The following is a 14,616-nucleotide window of genomic DNA, read 5'->3' as shown; positions in this document are numbered from 1 at the left end:
GATTGTTAAGGGTCCGGTGCGACTGGATTGTTGAGGGTCCGGTGCGTCAGCCGACTTTCGCCAGCGCGGCGGCCAAGCCGGTAGTGGAACGGGCCGGGTAGTAGGGCACCGTGATGGTCTGCCCGCCCCAGGACTGGAGCAGCCGGGCTTCGGGCAGCTGGTCGGCGGTGTAGTCGCCGCCCTTGACCCAGATGTCCGGCCGCAACCGTTCCAGCGCCGATTCGGGCGTGGCTTCATCGAAAACCAGCACGGCGTCCACGCACTCCAGTGCCAGCAGCAGCTCGGCGCGATCCCGCTGGTTCATGATCGGGCGTCCCTCGCCTTTCAGGCGGCGGACCGAATCGTCCGAATTGAGGCAGACAACCAGGCAGTCGCCCAGCTTCCGTGCGGCAGCCAACGTCCGCGCGTGGCCTGCGTGCAGCAGGTCGAAGCAGCCTCCGGTGGCCACCACCGTGCCGCCGGCTTCGCGGACCTGCGCGGCGACCCGCATGGCGTCCACTTCCGGCCCGCGCAATGGGACCGGTTCCCTGTCCTGCCGCAACGAGGCCACGCCGCCGGAAGCCAGAAAGGCCGCCGCCTGCCTGACCGCCTCCTCCACCGCGGTGTTCAGCGGCTGCCCGGACGCCAAGGCCGTTGCCAGCGAAGCGGCGAACCGGTCGCCGGCCCCGCAGGTGTCGGCCGCCTCCGTCGCGGGGGCGGGAATGGCCTGCGGCAATTCCCCGTCCTGCTGGATCATCGCCCCCTCCTCGCCCAGGGTGACGACGACGGCGCTGCTGTTCCAGCGCGAGCGCAGTTCCGCGGCGGCGAGCGCTGCTGCACCGGTACCGCCCTTTTCCAGCCCGGCCATCCGCAGGGCCTCCGGCAGGTTCGGCGTCGCGGCAGCCACGCCCTCCATCGGATCCGGGCCGGCGGGGTGCGGATCCCAGACCACCGGGATCCGGTGCACCAGCGGCGCCAGCGCATCGCGCAGCGCGGGTGCTGCGGCCAGTCCGCGGCCGTAGTCCGCCACGATGATGGCGTCGGCCGTCCCGAGCGCCTCCAACATCTCCAGTGTCGGGACCGGCAACGGGGCGGGGGCGCAGCCTTCGTCCACCCTGACCACCGACTGGCCGCCGGCGCGGATGCGGGTCTTCACCGGCGTTGGAGCTCCGGTCGGTCCGGCCACGACGGGGATGCCGTCCAAGGCATCGTGCAGCCGAGAGGAGGCCTCGTCGTCGGACAATGCCGTGACCAAGAGGACGTCCCGGCCGTCACGGACCAGCATCCGGGCCACCAGCCCCGCTCCCCCGGCGCGGTAGGTCGTTTCGGCGGCATCCACCACCGGCACCGGCCCGTCCGGACTCAGCCTGGTGGCTGCCCCTTCCACATCGGCGTCGAGCAGGACGTCGCCCACCACCACAATCCTCATGATCCTGCCGCCCTGCCCTGCGGCCCGTGCTGCGCTCCGGCGCCGTTTCCGTGCCGGGCCACTTCGGCGTCGAACGCCCGGCACAGGGCGTGCAGTGCCATCAGGTGGCCTTCCTGCACATTGGCGGGCTGCGCGTCCACGGCCACATAGTCGTCGCAGAGCCTGGTCAGCGGGTTCGGCGCACTGCCGGTCAACGCCCAGCTGGTGACGCCGATGCCGCGGGCTGTCTCGGCGGCACGCAGCAGGTTCTCACTCTTGCCGCTGGTGGTCAGCAGGAGCAGCACATCGCCGGGCCGCCCGTGGCCCAGCACCTGCCGGGCAAAGAGATGGTCGTAGCCGTAGTCGTTGGAAATCGCCGTGACGGCGGACGTGTCCGCATGCAGTGAGATGGCGGAGAAGGCCTGGCGTTCGCCGTCGAAACGGCCCACCAGTTCAGCGGTCAGGTGCTGTGCTTCTGCGGCGGAGCCGCCGTTGCCGGCTGCCAGCAGGCGCCCGCCGGCCAGCAGTCGCCGGGCCAGCTCGCTCCCCCAGCCGGCCAGTTGGGCCGCCTGGGCACGCAGCGACTGCACTGCGGGCTCGACGGCGCCCAGGTGTGCCAGCACTGCGTCCACCGCTTCGTTTCCGGTCTGCCGCTCGAGAACCGCAGGCACCGGGACGAGTGCAGGGCCGGGCGGCCAGAGATAGGCTGCGGTCCGCGCCGAGGCAATCGGCCCGGCAGAGGTCAGCGCACCGGTGCTGGCGGTTGTTGGGCTACCGCCCGTGACTGCGCGTTTCACAGTGCCTCTCCTTCCAGTTGCCGCGCTCCGGCGGTGACTGCGCTGGACGCGTGGCTGACCGCCAAGTGATAGGCCTTTTCGGTGTCCGCCGCCACCCGGTCCCAGCTGTAGCGGGTGCGGACGCGGTGTTGCCCGGCTTTGCCAAGTTCCCGGCGCAACTGCGGATCGGCCAGCAGCTCGGCCACGGCGTCCGCCACCGCCTGCGGATCGCGCGGCGGCACGTGCAGCCCGGTCTTCCGGTCCACCACGGTGTCGATCAGGCCGCCGACCGAGGCCGCGACCACCGGGACACCGCAGGCCATCGCTTCCAGCGGAACAATCCCGAACGGTTCGTACCACGGCGCGCAGATGACCACGTCGGCGCTGCGCAGCACCGGCGGGATTTCCGTCTGGGACAGCTGGCCGCGCAGCACCAGTTGGTCTTCCACGCCGAGGTCGCGGGCCACGTTGCGCAGCCGCTGCGCCTCCGGGTCGGACGCCAGCCCGGCCGCCCCGGCAGACCCGCCCACTACCAGCAGCTCGACGTCGTCAAGGCCCTGGTCCTTGAGCAGCCGCAGGGCGCGCACGGCCAGATCGGTGCCCTTGCGGGGAACCAGCCTGCCCAGGGTGACAATCCGGTGGGTCCGGCCGCGACGTTCGGCCTCGCCGTCGGCGCTGAAAAGCCCCAAGTCCACCCCGCAGGGCGCGATGGACACATGGCCGCGCGGGATGCCCATGGCCGCCAGCTCGAACACCTCGTCCGAACAGGTGGCGATGATCCGGTCCACCTCGCGGCCCACGGAAGGTTCCAGCCAGGCCCGCTGTGCCGGGCTGGTGTCCTGGGCGCCCTGGTGGCGTCGCTTCACGGTGCCCAGTGCATGGAAGGTCTGCAGCACCGGCACCGGGCAGCCGCCAGGGCGGCGGGCGGCGTCGAGCGCAGCGACGCCGGACATCCAGAAATGCGCGTGCACCACGTCCGGCGGGTTCGCCGCCCAGTCAGCGCTGATGCCGTCGGCCAGCTGGCCCATGAACGGCAGCAGTTCGTCCTTCGGGACCGGTTCCGGCGGGCCGGCGTTGATATGGACCACTTCCACCCCGGGCCTCATGACGACGCGGACCGGCAGCATTGGGTCATCGCGGCGGGTGTAGACGCTCACGGTGTGGCCGCGCCGGGCCAACGCTGCGGAAAGGGCGGCCACGTGTACGTTCTGGCCGCCTGCGTCCACCCCGCCGAGCGCGGCCAGCGGGCTGGCATGTTCGGAAACCATCGATATCCTCACGGCTCTCTCCTTTCGTTGGCGGCCATGGCCCGTCCGGTGCGTGTTGTGGTCTCGGCCAGCAGGCTGTCCCAGTTGTCCAGGAAGGCCTGCAGCCCGTAGTTCTGCAGTGCGGCCTCTCGCGCGACGGCGCCGCGTGCCGCTGCCTCGTCCGGATCGGTGAGCAGCCGTGCCGCTTGGCGGCGCAGCTGCTCCACGTCCGTGGAGATGGCACCGGCCTCCGGTGGAACCGCCCGGGCGGCCTCGGTGCTGGCCAGCGCTACTACCGGCATGCCCAGATGCATGGCTTCCAGGAGCGCCAGGCCCAGCGAAGTCCAGCGCAGCGGGTGCAGATAGAGCCGGCAGCGGGCCAGCTCGGCGTGCAGCAGGTGGCTGGGCAAATCCCCGCGGACACGCAACTGGTCGGGACCCAGCCCGGTCGCTGCGGCCAGCTGGTCGGTTCCCATGCCGAACACTTCCAGTGGCCCGGTTTGCGCAAAGGCCGGCAGCAGGTCTGTCCCGGTGACGCGCCAGCGGCGTACCGGTTCGTTGACCACCACGCCCTGCCGTTCCAGTTCCCCGGTGTAGAGCTTTCCGGGGTCCACGATGCCGTGCTCGATCACGGTGGTCCGCGCCGTTCCACAGTCCCAGAACAACTCGTTGAAGTGGGTGACATGCACCACCGTCATGTCCTGCTGGTCGGCCAGCGGATGCAGCGAGTTGGGCACATCGCCCTTGGGCGTGTTGTGCTCCAAAAACACCGCGGGAATGTCCCGTCCCGGCCGGCGGCCCAGCAGCCGCTCACATTCGGCAATCTCCTCGGGCCGCTGCAGCACCACCACATCGGGTTCTTCGTCGCGTAGCCGGCCCGGCTCCACGTCCCGCACCGACGGCGGCCAGTCGCGGCCGGCGCGGCCCAACCCCCACGCGCCGCCCTCGGACGTGGCGGGGAGCAGGTACTCGTGGCGGCCGCGGACAAAGGCGTCGGTCCATCCACCGTGGACATGCCAGAGCAAAATCTTCATGCGTTCCTCGTCTTTCTCCGGGCGGACAGGTACGTCACGCCGCGGGTCAGCCGCTGGACGGCCTCCAGCACTTCTTCAGGAGTCACATTGGACAGGCAGGGGTGCCCGGGAACGGGGCAGATGCGGGCGCGGCTGAGCCGGCACGGCGCATGCTGGTCGCCGAGCAGCTCCACCGGGACCTTGTAGGGCGCCCAGCGGATCGCCGGCACCACCGGCGCAAACAGCGACACCACCGGAGTGCCGACGGCAGCGGCCAGGTGCGCAGGTCCGGTGTTTCCTGTGACGACGGCGGAGGCTCCGGCGAGCACCCCGGCCAGGCTCCGCAGGTCTGTCTGCCCGCCCAGGTCCAGCGCACCGGGGACGGCCACGGTGGCGGTCAGCTCCCGCTCCTGCGGACCGCCGGTGACCACCACCCGGTATCCGGCGCCGATCAGCAACTCGACGGCAGCGGTATGGTGCAGCGGCGGCCAGGCCCTTGCCGGGACCGCAGCGCCGGGATGCACCGCAATATATGGCTCGTCGCCGGTCAGCGAGGAGGTATCCGGAATGTCGCGGACCTGCAGCCGGCCGTCGTCGCCGGCGGGCAGCCGGTAGCCTGCGGCCGCCGCAATCCCCAGCGCGCGCTCGGCCTCCGGCTGGTCCTCCGGAAAGTCTTCTCCCGGGCGGAGCCGCTGGTCCAGCAGCGAACCGGCGTAGTCCACGGAGGCCCCGGTGATCTGCCCGACGCCGGCCAGCCGCAGCAGCAGCGCCAGCGGCAACGGGGACTGGTGGAAAGAGGTCAGGATGACGGCCTCGGAGATGCGGGATTTGCGTACCCAGTCAGCCAGCGCGGCGACGTGGTGCTGGCTTGCCGGCGGTGCAGGGTCCACGATCCACGGGCTGGCCCAGCTGAAAACCTCGGCCACGCCGGGCAGCAACTCCGCGGCAGCTTTGCCCTGCGGGCCGCACAGCATCATGACGTCGTTGGGACCACGCCCTTGCCCGGCCGCCACCGCACGCACCGCAGGCCCGGCCAGCAGCACGTCTCCGGCGCTGTCCAGCCGCGCCACCAGCACGCGGCTCACGGGCGGCCTGCCAGCAACAGCGAGACGGCTTCGGCCAGGTTCTCTGCCACCAGGTCGGCGGCCTCCACCTCTTCGTGCCGGGTGACCGGTGTCGGCACCAGCACCCCCGTCGCGCCGGCCGCAGCGGCAGCCTCGGCGTCGGCCCCGATGTCCCCGATGTAGGCCACCTCGGACGGGTCCAGTCCCAGCCGGCGGCAGGCCGACAGGATCATCCCCGGCTCCGGTTTCCGGCAGCGGCAGAGGTCGTCGGGATGGTGGGGGCAGATCTCCCAGACGTCGAAGGGGCCCAGCAGCTCTTCGACCCGCGCGTTGACCGCGTTGACCTGTTCCCGGTTCAACAGGCCGCGTCCGATGCCGGATTGGTTGGTCAGCACACCGCAGGAGAGCCCGGCAGCCCGGACCGACTCGACCGCTGTGCGGGCCCCCGCCACCGGTCGGACCATTTCCGGATCCGGGTTGTACGGCACGTCCGTGACCAGCGTGCCGTCCCGGTCGAACAGGATGGCCCGCGGCGGGGAGACTGCGGCTGCGCTCATACCAGCACTGTTCCCAGCAAAGCCGTGACCTAAACACTTCGGCTGCCCCTGTTTTGGCATGCGCCCGTCCGGCGGCGGCAGCACCGGGCACGGCAAGCGGATGCTGCAGGCATCTGGCAGGATGGGCCACAGCTAGCGCGGAAGGAAGGGCGTAGTGGCCGAACCTCAAGAACTGGAACGGGACGGGCGGCCGGAGCTGCTGGTGCTCCGGGCGCTGAAGCTGGGCGATCTGCTGGTTGCGGTTCCTGCGCTGCGGGCGCTGCGGGCGGCATACCCGGACCACCGAATTCTCTACGCCGCCCAGGCTTGGCTGCGGCCCATCCTCGAACTGACCGGGTGTGTGGACGACCCGCTGCCCACGCACGGGCTGGATGTTCCACTGGCGCTGCCGCCAGGCCGCGTGGAGATCGCGGTAAACCTGCACGGCAACGGCCCGGAGAGCCGCGGCAGGCTGGAAGCCCTGATGCCGCAGGTCCGGATCGGACACGACGCCCCGGGCTGGAACGGTCCGGTGTGGCCGGAAGACGTGCATGAACGCGAGCGCTGGGCCCGCCTGCTGCAGTGGCACGGGATTGACGCCGATCCGCTGGACTACCGGCTCAACACCCCGGGGGTGCCCAGCCCCTGCCGGGGAGCGGCGGTACTTCACGTAGGCGCCGCATACGGCAGCCGGCTCTGGCCCGCCGAACGGTTCGCCACCGTGGCCCGCGAACTGGCATCCCAAGGGCACCGGATCCTGTTCACCGGCAGCACTGCGGAACGGCCGCGGGCACAGGCCGTCGCCGAGCTGGCCGGACTGGGGCCGGAATCCGTCGTCGCCGGCACCTTGTCGCTGGCGGAATTCGCTGCCGCGGTCGCCGAGGCCGCCGTCGTGATTTCCGCCGATACCGGAGCGGCCCATTTGGCCTCCGCCTACGCCAGGCCGTCAGTGGTCATCTTCGGTCCTGCACCGGTCAGCGTGTGGGGGCCGCCGCCCGGACCGCACACCGTCCTGACGGACGCAAAACTGCGGCTCGGCGAGACATTCGCTGCCGACCCCGACCCGGCGCTGCTGGCCGTCAGCGCCGACGATGTCCTGGCGGCGGTTGCGCAACTTCCGGTGATTACGCCGTCCGCATCGGCTGCCGGGCCGGCGCTGGCTGCTCCCCCAACACCCGGCGCTGAAGCTTAACCAGGATCCGGGCCAGCGTTCGGGACACCTGCATCTGCGTCATGCCGATCCGTTCGCCGATCCGGCGCTGCGATTCTTCCTGGAAGTAGCGGTAAAAGAGCAGTTGCCGTTCCCGCGGTTCGAGCTCACGGATGGCCCCCCGCAGCATCAGCAGTTCCTCGGTCCGTTCGGTACCGCCGTCCGTCGTTGCCAGCGACTCGGCCAGGCTCTGCCCTTCGGGGGTTCCGTCCAATGACTCCGGCCGCAGGCTGCCGTGGCAATTCAGCGCTTCGGCCACGGCATCCGGGCATTCCGCGAGCGCATCGGCCAATTCCTGCAGGCGCGGTTCCCGACCCAGCCGCTGCGCCAGCTCCGGTGTCATCTTGATGGCCGCCGTCCGCAAGTCCTGAAGATGGCGCGGCGGCCGGACCATCCACGAACTGTCGCGCAGATACCGCTTCAATTCGCCGTGCACGGTGGGGACGGCGTAGGCGGCAAAGCCGGCACCGTGGTCCGGATCAAAACCACGGACCGCCTTGAGGAGTCCCAGCCGGGCTACTTGCAGCAGGTCGTCGACCTCCCGCCCCGGGCCGGAATAGTTGCGGGCAATTCCTTCCGCGATGCCCAGATGCCCCAGAACCAGTTCCTCTTCCAGCGCCGCCCGCAAGGAACCCTTCGCGCGCCTCGCTCTGCGGAACAACACCTGCACATCAGCCTCGTTGAAATGCATCGCCAGATCACTCTCACTCGGGGAAGTGCGGGACCAGAATCGCTTCTCCCCAAGAAAACATAAGCATGCTGATTGTGCAACAGGTTGGCGTGGGAAAAATGATCAAAAGCCTTTTCTTCTCCGCGGAGAAGAAGGTATAAGCGGCAGAAGCAGTCCGGCGGGACGCCGGGTTCTCAGTGCAGGGTTGCTCCCGGCACGACGACGGCGTTAGGGCCGGGCCGGGGCTGTTTCAGGACCGGTCCAGGTGCGCCTGGGGCTGTTTCAGCACCGGTTCAGATCCGCCCAAGGCTGTTTCAGGACCAGGGAGTGTCTGGCCGTTCCTGCGTGACGCCGTCGACCACCAGGTCCACGCGCTCGTTGAAGAAGCAGAACAGGTCGCGGATCTTGGGGTTTTCCGGGATCGGGTCCGGGTAACTCCACAGCACATCGCGGATCATGTTCTCGCCCAGCCGGACGGACCAGTACCGGGCCATGCCCTTGTAGGGGCAGCTGGTGACGGTGTCGCTGGCTTCCAGCAGGTCGGTCCGTACGTCCGCGGCCGGCAGGTAGTAGCGGACGGGCAGGTGGGTTTCGAAGAGCAGCAGCGGGCGGATGCTGTCGGCCACCTTCTGGCCCTCAAGGTAAATCTGGACGCGGCGGGAACTGCGCAGCGTATCCACCCGCTTGTAGGGATCGCGGGCATGCACCAGCGCCCGTTCGTCCTCCTCGTACCATTCCAGTTGCCGCCAGGAGAATGTCACGTGTCCGGCCAATTCGGCCAACGCGCCGGTGGGATTGGGGTGCTCCCACGCGCCGGCTTCAGCCCGCTTGCTGCCCAGGGTCACGTCCCAGACCTGCTGGCCGGCGGATCCGGCGTGCGGATTGGCGAGCGCGCCCGGGGTCACGTCCTCCCGCGGCACGTAGTACGTGGGCAGTCCGCCCGGCCCATAGCTGACCAGCAGCTTGGCCCGGGTGCTGTCCGCCACTAGGCTTCCACCCAGCCGGACCCGGATCCGGCGCGCGGTGGGCTCCGCAAAGGGTTTCTCGAATTCCATGGGCCACACGCTACTCTTCTCCGGTCCTGCCGGGCAGAGTGCCAGAATGGGAATTCACCCCAGTGATCAGGAGGCTTGAGTGAGCACCGACGAACGTCGCGCCAACATCTACATCGACAAGCAGACCCCGGCGGCGTACCGCGCCCTCAACGGTCTAGCGCTCAAGGTCGGCGAGGCTGCGGAAGCCGCGGGCCTGGACCGGAAGCTGGTGGAGTTGCTCAATCTGCGCATCTCGCAGATCAACGGATGCGCCTACTGCCTGAACATGCATACCCGGCTTGCGCTGGGCGAAGGCGAAACGGCGCAGCGGCTGTCCGTGCTTCCGTCCTGGCGGGACACCGAAGTCTTCACAGACAAGGAGCGCGCGGCGCTGGCCTTGGCCGAGGCGCTGACCGAGCTTCCGGCCCACCACAGCCAGGAGCGGGAGTATGCGGCCGCCCGCGAACAGCTCACCGACGAGGAGTTCTCCGCGGTCAGTTGGATCACGGTCGCGATGAACGCGTTCAATCGGGTCTCGATCGTCAGCAAGCACCGCGTCCGCCCCAACAAATAAGGCACGACGACGGGGACGCACCAATCGGGTGCGCCTCCCCGCTGTGGTGGCAGCGTAAGACGGCGGGGCGCACCTATTGCGGCGCGGCACCCCGCCGGCGTCGGACCGAGCTCCGTCTACCAGGCGGCTCGCCAGTACTGGTCCGCGCGCGGGTTGCCGTCGCGGGCCACTCCCAGAACCTTCGCCGCGTTCGCCGGCCAGTGCGCGTCCTTCAGCGCAGCCCGGCCAACGCTCACGCCGTCGGCCTGCCCGGTGACCACCACATGTTCGGCCTGCGCCGGGTCCGTCAGCAGCCCGACGGCGGTGACGAACGAATCCGTGCCCTCCAGCGCGTCGCGCACGGCGGCAGCGAGCGGCACCTGGAAACCCGGGCCGGAGGGTCCGTGGTAGGCCCCGATGCCGGCGCTGGAGAGATCGAACGCGGTGACCCCGAGCTCCCGTGCCTCGCCAACAAAGCGGACAGTGTCGGCCAACCGCCAGCCGCCCTCGACCCAGTCGTCTCCGGAGAGGCGGATCGCCAGCGGCTTATGGTCCGGCCAGACGGCCCGCACCGCCGCGATGACCTCGCGCGCGTACCGGGTGCGGTTTTCGTAGCTGCCCCCGTAGGCGTCTTCACGGTGGTTTGTCAGCGGGGAGAGGAATTGGTGGATGAGGTAGCCGTGGGCTGCGTGGATCTGCACAACGTCAAACCCGGCCTCGTCCGCTCGGCGGGCAGCGTCGGCCCAGCTCTGGACGGATGCCTGGATCTCGGGGATGTCCATGGCATGGGGCTGCTCCAAGCCGAAGATGTCGGTAGTTGAGGGGGCCACCGTCTCCCAGCCGCCGTCGGCCTCCGGGATGGAGCCCTCGGGCTGCTCGGGCAACCACGGGTAGGTAGAGGCTTTGGCGCCGGCGTGGGCCAACTGGATGCCGATCGCCGCCCCCTGCTTGTGGGCGAAATCCACCACGGGCTTCCACGCGTCGCGTTGCGCGTCGTTCCACAGGCCGGCATCGCGGTCGGAGATCCGGCCTTCAGGGACCACTGCGGTGGCCTCGGCAACCACGAGTCCGAAGCCGCCGGCAGCCCGGGCTCCGAGGTGCACCAGATGCCAGTCGTTGGGCACTCCGTCGCGGGCGCTCACCGAGTACTGGCACATCGGTGCCAGCACCGTGCGGTTGCGCAGCCGCAAGCCGGTGCCGTCGGGGGTGGTCAGGGTAGCGGGTTCAAAGAGCTTACTCACGAGAAGCCCCAACCGCGCCACCGCAGCGGCTATTCCCGTGCCGGGTTGCGCCCCAAGGCCCGGGCCCAGGCTCCAGGTCTCATGCCCCAGGCTTCAGGCACGACTGGCCCGGTCGGCGTGGCAGCCGGGACATCAGCCTTGTCCGTCAGGCCTTTTCCGGAACCTGCGCGAGGGCATCGATCTCCACCAGGACGCCGGGCCGGGCAGAGCCCACCTGCAGCACGGTGATCGCCGTCGGAACCTGCCCCCACACCTCGGCGGCCGCGGCGTACCCTTCGTTCGCGTCCTGTCCGGCGGCCAGGTAGATATTCAGCTTGGCCACATCCTGCTGGGTTGCACCGGCCTCCTTGAGGACGGCCAGCACGTTGCGCATCGCCTGCCTGGTCTGGCCGGCGAGGTCATCGCTGACCATGTGTCCGTCGGCATTGACGCCGTTCTGGCCACCGACCACCAGCAGCCGCCCGGGCCCGTCCACAAGCACGCCCTGGGAAAACGCCGGGCTGCGGAACATACCTTCGGGGTTGATGTGCTTCAGGCTCATGGCGTTCCTCCGTAGCTGCTCCGCATTGAGGTTCATACGCTAGGCCGTTACGGTCCCGGGCACCAGACCCGCGGACGTCTAAGCTTTCTCATGCAGCCGGGTTGAATACCCAGTACGGGAATGGGCCGCATGAACGGTCACCGTCCGCACGAACGGCGTGCGTGTTGAACAGGCGGTGTTGAACGGCGGCAGCCCGAACGGCGTGCGTGTTGAACAGGCGGTGTTGAACGGCGGCAGCCCGAACGCCGGCCGTGGCGAACACCACATGAACGGTCTATGCCGGATGTGAAAACATAGGGCATGCGTCCGATGCAGCACTCCAGCAAACTCCAGAACGTCCGCTACGAGCTCCGCGGCCCCATTTTGCATGCGGCCAAGAAGATGGAGGCCGAGGGCCACCGCATCCTGCGGATGAACCTCGGGGACCCGGCGCCGTTCGGACTGGAAGCGCCGGAATCCATTGTGGTGGACATGATCCACCACCTGCGCGGAGCCCAGGGCTACAGCGATTCCAAGGGCATCTTTTCCGCACGCACGGCGATCTCGCAGTATTACCAGACCAAGGGCCTGATGCAGATCGGCGTGGAGGACATCTTCATTGGCAACGGCGTCTCCGAATTGATCTCCATGACGCTGCAGGCGTTTTTGGAAAACGGCGACGAAGTGCTGATCCCCGCACCCGACTACCCGCTGTGGACCGCATCCGTAACCCTCTCCGGCGGCAAGGCCGTCCACTACCTGTGCAACGAAGACAACCACTGGTGGCCGGACATGGCGGACGTCGAGGCCAAAATCACCGGCCGGACCCGGGCCATTGTGCTGATCAACCCCAACAATCCCACCGGCGCCGTCTACCCCCGGCACGTGCTGGAGCAGTTCGCGGCACTGGCACGCAAACACGACCTGGTGCTCTTCTCGGACGAGATCTACGAAAAGATCACCTACGAGGACGCCGTCCACATCCATACCGCCTCCGTCGCTCCGGATCTGCCGGTGCTCACTTTCAGCGGGTTGTCCAAGGCCTACCGGATGCCCGGCTATCGGGCCGGCTGGGTGGCCATCAGCGGCCCCCGCGCCGAGACCGCCGCGTACCGGGAATCCCTTGAACTGCTGGCCTCGCTGCGGCTGTGCTCGAACGTGCCGGCCCAGCACGCGATCCAGACCTCGCTGGGCGGATACCAGTCGATTGGCGACCTGGTGAAGCCCGGCGGACGGCTGCGCGAACAGCGCGATCTGGCCTGCCGGCTGCTCAACCAGATTCCGGGTGTTAGCTGCGTCCCGGCCGCCGGGGCCATGTACCTGTTTCCCAAGCTTGATCCCGCTGTCTACCCCTTCGAAGACGACGAAAAATTCGTGCTGGACCTGCTTGAGGAACAGAAGATATTGGTCTCGCACGGCACCGCCTTCCACTGGCCCACCCCGGACCACTTCCGCTTCGTGATCTTGCCTTCGGTAGAGGACATCGAAGAGGCGGTGCGCCGGATTTCCTCCTTCCTGGCCATCTACCGGAAGAAGACGGCCGCCGCCGCTGCTGTCACCGCTGGCTGATCCCGCTGGTTGATCCCGCGGGCCGCGGCTCGGCATCCCGGATCCAAGGGGACGCACTGTTAGGCTGCTGATGTTTCGGCTGCCTTGGTAGGCAGCCTCGGCGCTGACAACGGGGGACCATGCGGATCCAGCTTTCGGTTGCTTGCGTGGTGATGGGCGGGGTGCTGATCGCCGGATGTTCGGGGCCCGGGGCATCCGACGCACGCGCCGCACCTGTTGGAACGGAGAGTACGACGGCGGAGCCGACCGCCGGCAGCGAATCGTCCGGTTCTGCGAGTGGCGCTGGTCCGGAAACCGCCAGCTTTGCCACTCCCCTGCCCTCCGGTTCCGCCGTTGAGCCGGAGGTGGCCCTCAGCCAAGAGGATGCCGAGGCCAATACCGCCTACATTGACAGCTTCCTGGCCGAACAGTGGCAGGCCGGGACCAAGCCTTCGCCTTTGAGCGCTGCACTGCCCGGCGATTGTGTGTTCTTCGACTGGGAATATTCCTCCGGCCCCACGCAGGCTGCCCTCTTCCCCGTGCCCTGCACTGAGACACACGAAGGCGAGGTCTTCGGCGTCGTGACCCATGCGGACCAGCCCTATCCGGGCGAGCGCGCGCTGGGTGATGAGGCCATCCGCTGGTGTGCAGATTTTCTTGAACAGCACCTCGAGAAATTGGCCCCCGGCCATAGCTTCGGGCCATTCTCTCCGACGGAAGCAGACTGGAAAGCCGGCGAGCGTAACTCCGTGTGTTTGTACAGCCCGCCCGGGCTTTTGTCGGAGCGAAGTCACTTCACGAATTAACGCCCCGGCCACAGCACGGCGTGGTGTGTTAATTCGTCGTGAACAGCGGGCGGGTCCTCTTGTGGACGTCCGCGTCCGCCTGCAGTGTGGAGAAGTGGCGCAACGGCCGACGACCCGACTTGAGGAGTACCAACATGCCTGACAGCCCGCTCGACAACTGGGACTTGGTGCCCGGCACCATGGTGGAAGTCCACAAGGACGGAATCATGCTGCGCACCGGGCGGATTGATGCCGTGACGCTCGATGCGGACATCGTCTGGCTCGCCAACAACGGCTCGCACCCGCGCAGTCTGTTTGAGAAGTCCGAGGGGTACCAACTCTGCCTGCTGCAGGACAGGAACTGACCGCGTTCGGAGGATTCCCCCTATCCCCACCTCCAAGCGGGCGCTAGCGTGTCCGACATGGACATGAAACTTGAACTCGTAGCCGTTCCGGTCAGCGACGTGGACCGTGCGAAGAAGTTCTACGTGGAACAGGTGGGCTTCAATGCGGACCACGACTACCAAGTGAATCCAGAGCTGCGGTTCGTGCAGCTCACCCCGCCCGGTTCGGCCTGCTCCATTGTCATCGGCGACGGAATCACCCACATGGCGCCCGGCTCGCAGCAGGGCCTGCAAATGGTGGTTTCCGACGCCGAAGCAGCCCGGCAGGAACTCATCGGACGCGGCGTCGAAGCCAGCGACGTAGACCAGCAGCCCTGGGGACACTTCGTGTACTTCAGCGACCCGGACGGCAACACGTGGTCGCTGCAGCAGCTGCCGCCCCGGGACGCTTCCTGACCCCAGCCACCACATCTGTCTGGTCTGCATCTGTCTGGTCTGCGCTGCCCCGCAGGCCATCTTGGCCCGTGGCCTGCAAGTGCCCGGAACAACGTTTGAGGAACCAAACTTTTTTCGTCGCATCGGAATAAACCCGCCCACGACGCCCGTTCCATTCAATGAAACTGCGAACGGACTACCGAGGGATCAGCATGTTTGAAGCAGGAGATCAGCGGAGAAGCTCTTTCCCGCG

General features: G+C 68.3%; 16 protein-coding genes. 6 read left to right on the top strand and 10 right to left on the bottom strand.

What is annotated here, in order from left to right:
* Positions 1–46: 46 nt before the first annotated feature.
* From E4J89_RS11890 to E4J89_RS11865, 6 genes are all read right to left on the bottom strand, one after another.
* A complete protein-coding gene (locus E4J89_RS11890) occupies positions 47–1,408 on the bottom strand; it encodes a PfkB family carbohydrate kinase (protein WP_136786352.1) in 1,362 nt (453 codons plus the stop codon).
* Entirely contained in the window at positions 1,405–2,019 is a 615-nt protein-coding gene (locus E4J89_RS11885) for an SIS domain-containing protein (RefSeq protein ID WP_240691869.1), read from the bottom strand. Before E4J89_RS11885 ends, E4J89_RS11890 begins: the two co-directional genes overlap by 4 nt.
* 161 nt (positions 2,020–2,180) lie before the next feature.
* Positions 2,181–3,443 carry a glycosyltransferase gene (locus E4J89_RS11880; protein WP_136786351.1) on the bottom strand — a complete coding sequence of 421 codons (1,263 nt, stop codon included), beginning with the start codon at positions 3,441–3,443 and terminating at the stop codon, positions 2,181–2,183.
* Positions 3,440–4,444, bottom strand: a complete 1,005-nt coding sequence (locus tag E4J89_RS11875) for a glycosyltransferase family 4 protein (RefSeq protein WP_136786350.1) — start codon at positions 4,442–4,444, stop codon at positions 3,440–3,442. Before E4J89_RS11875 ends, E4J89_RS11880 begins: the two co-directional genes overlap by 4 nt.
* Positions 4,441–5,508 carry a glycosyltransferase family 9 protein gene (locus E4J89_RS11870; RefSeq protein ID WP_136786349.1) on the bottom strand — a complete coding sequence of 356 codons (1,068 nt, stop codon included), beginning with the start codon at positions 5,506–5,508 and terminating at the stop codon, positions 4,441–4,443. Before E4J89_RS11870 ends, E4J89_RS11875 begins: the two co-directional genes overlap by 4 nt.
* On the bottom strand, positions 5,505–6,044 hold the full coding sequence (locus tag E4J89_RS11865; protein WP_136786348.1) for an HAD family hydrolase: 540 nt from the start codon (positions 6,042–6,044) through the stop codon (positions 5,505–5,507). Before E4J89_RS11865 ends, E4J89_RS11870 begins: the two co-directional genes overlap by 4 nt.
* A 154-nt stretch (positions 6,045–6,198) precedes the next feature.
* On the opposite strand from E4J89_RS11865, the gene E4J89_RS11860 reads away from it, so the two are divergent.
* Positions 6,199–7,215 carry a glycosyltransferase family 9 protein gene (locus E4J89_RS11860; RefSeq protein WP_240691866.1) on the top strand — a complete coding sequence of 339 codons (1,017 nt, stop codon included), beginning with the start codon at positions 6,199–6,201 and terminating at the stop codon, positions 7,213–7,215.
* Here E4J89_RS11860 and E4J89_RS11855 read toward each other — a convergent pair.
* On the bottom strand, positions 7,148–7,924 hold the full coding sequence (locus E4J89_RS11855; RefSeq protein WP_136786347.1) for a sigma-70 family RNA polymerase sigma factor: 777 nt from the start codon (positions 7,922–7,924) through the stop codon (positions 7,148–7,150). The two genes, E4J89_RS11860 and E4J89_RS11855, sit on opposite strands and share 68 nt — an antisense overlap.
* 293 nt (positions 7,925–8,217) lie before the next feature.
* Positions 8,218–8,958, bottom strand: coding sequence for a DUF427 domain-containing protein (locus E4J89_RS11850; RefSeq protein ID WP_136786346.1), 741 nt, complete (start codon positions 8,956–8,958; stop codon positions 8,218–8,220).
* Positions 8,959–9,037: 79 nt separating this feature from the next.
* Between E4J89_RS11850 and E4J89_RS11845 the strand changes: the two genes are divergently transcribed.
* Positions 9,038–9,511: a carboxymuconolactone decarboxylase family protein gene (locus E4J89_RS11845; protein ID WP_127512457.1), complete on the top strand. Its 474-nt coding sequence runs from the start codon at positions 9,038–9,040 to the stop codon at positions 9,509–9,511.
* A 116-nt stretch (positions 9,512–9,627) separates the two neighbouring features.
* On the opposite strand, the gene E4J89_RS11840 is transcribed toward E4J89_RS11845, so the two are convergent.
* Together E4J89_RS11840 and E4J89_RS11835 are read right to left on the bottom strand one after the other, a co-directional pair.
* Positions 9,628–10,731, bottom strand: a complete 1,104-nt coding sequence (locus tag E4J89_RS11840; RefSeq protein WP_136786345.1) for an NADH:flavin oxidoreductase/NADH oxidase — start codon at positions 10,729–10,731, stop codon at positions 9,628–9,630.
* Positions 10,732–10,876: 145 nt separating this feature from the next.
* On the bottom strand, positions 10,877–11,272 hold the full coding sequence (locus E4J89_RS11835) for a RidA family protein (protein WP_136786344.1): 396 nt from the start codon (positions 11,270–11,272) through the stop codon (positions 10,877–10,879).
* 300 nt (positions 11,273–11,572) lie between these two features.
* Between E4J89_RS11835 and E4J89_RS11830 the strand changes: the two genes are divergently transcribed.
* The 4 genes from E4J89_RS11830 to E4J89_RS11815 all read left to right on the top strand — a co-directional run bounded on the left by E4J89_RS11830 (position 11,573) and on the right by E4J89_RS11815 (position 14,384).
* Positions 11,573–12,820, top strand: a complete 1,248-nt coding sequence (locus E4J89_RS11830; protein ID WP_136786343.1) for a pyridoxal phosphate-dependent aminotransferase — start codon at positions 11,573–11,575, stop codon at positions 12,818–12,820.
* A gap of 119 nt (positions 12,821–12,939) precedes the next feature.
* Complete coding sequence (locus tag E4J89_RS11825; protein ID WP_136786342.1) at positions 12,940–13,605, top strand: septum formation family protein; 666 nt, start codon at positions 12,940–12,942, stop codon at positions 13,603–13,605.
* A 134-nt stretch (positions 13,606–13,739) separates the two neighbouring features.
* On the top strand, positions 13,740–13,949 hold the full coding sequence (locus E4J89_RS11820) for a hypothetical protein (RefSeq protein WP_136786341.1): 210 nt from the start codon (positions 13,740–13,742) through the stop codon (positions 13,947–13,949).
* A gap of 57 nt (positions 13,950–14,006) precedes the next feature.
* Positions 14,007–14,384: a glyoxalase superfamily protein gene (locus E4J89_RS11815; RefSeq protein WP_136786340.1), complete on the top strand. Its 378-nt coding sequence runs from the start codon at positions 14,007–14,009 to the stop codon at positions 14,382–14,384.
* Positions 14,385–14,616 lie beyond the last annotated feature (232 nt).

Source organism: Arthrobacter sp. CAU 1506 (genome assembly GCF_005047635.1).
Lineage (GTDB): Bacteria > Actinomycetota > Actinomycetes > Actinomycetales > Micrococcaceae > Crystallibacter.
This window is presented reverse-complemented; position numbering and strand designations above follow the sequence as displayed.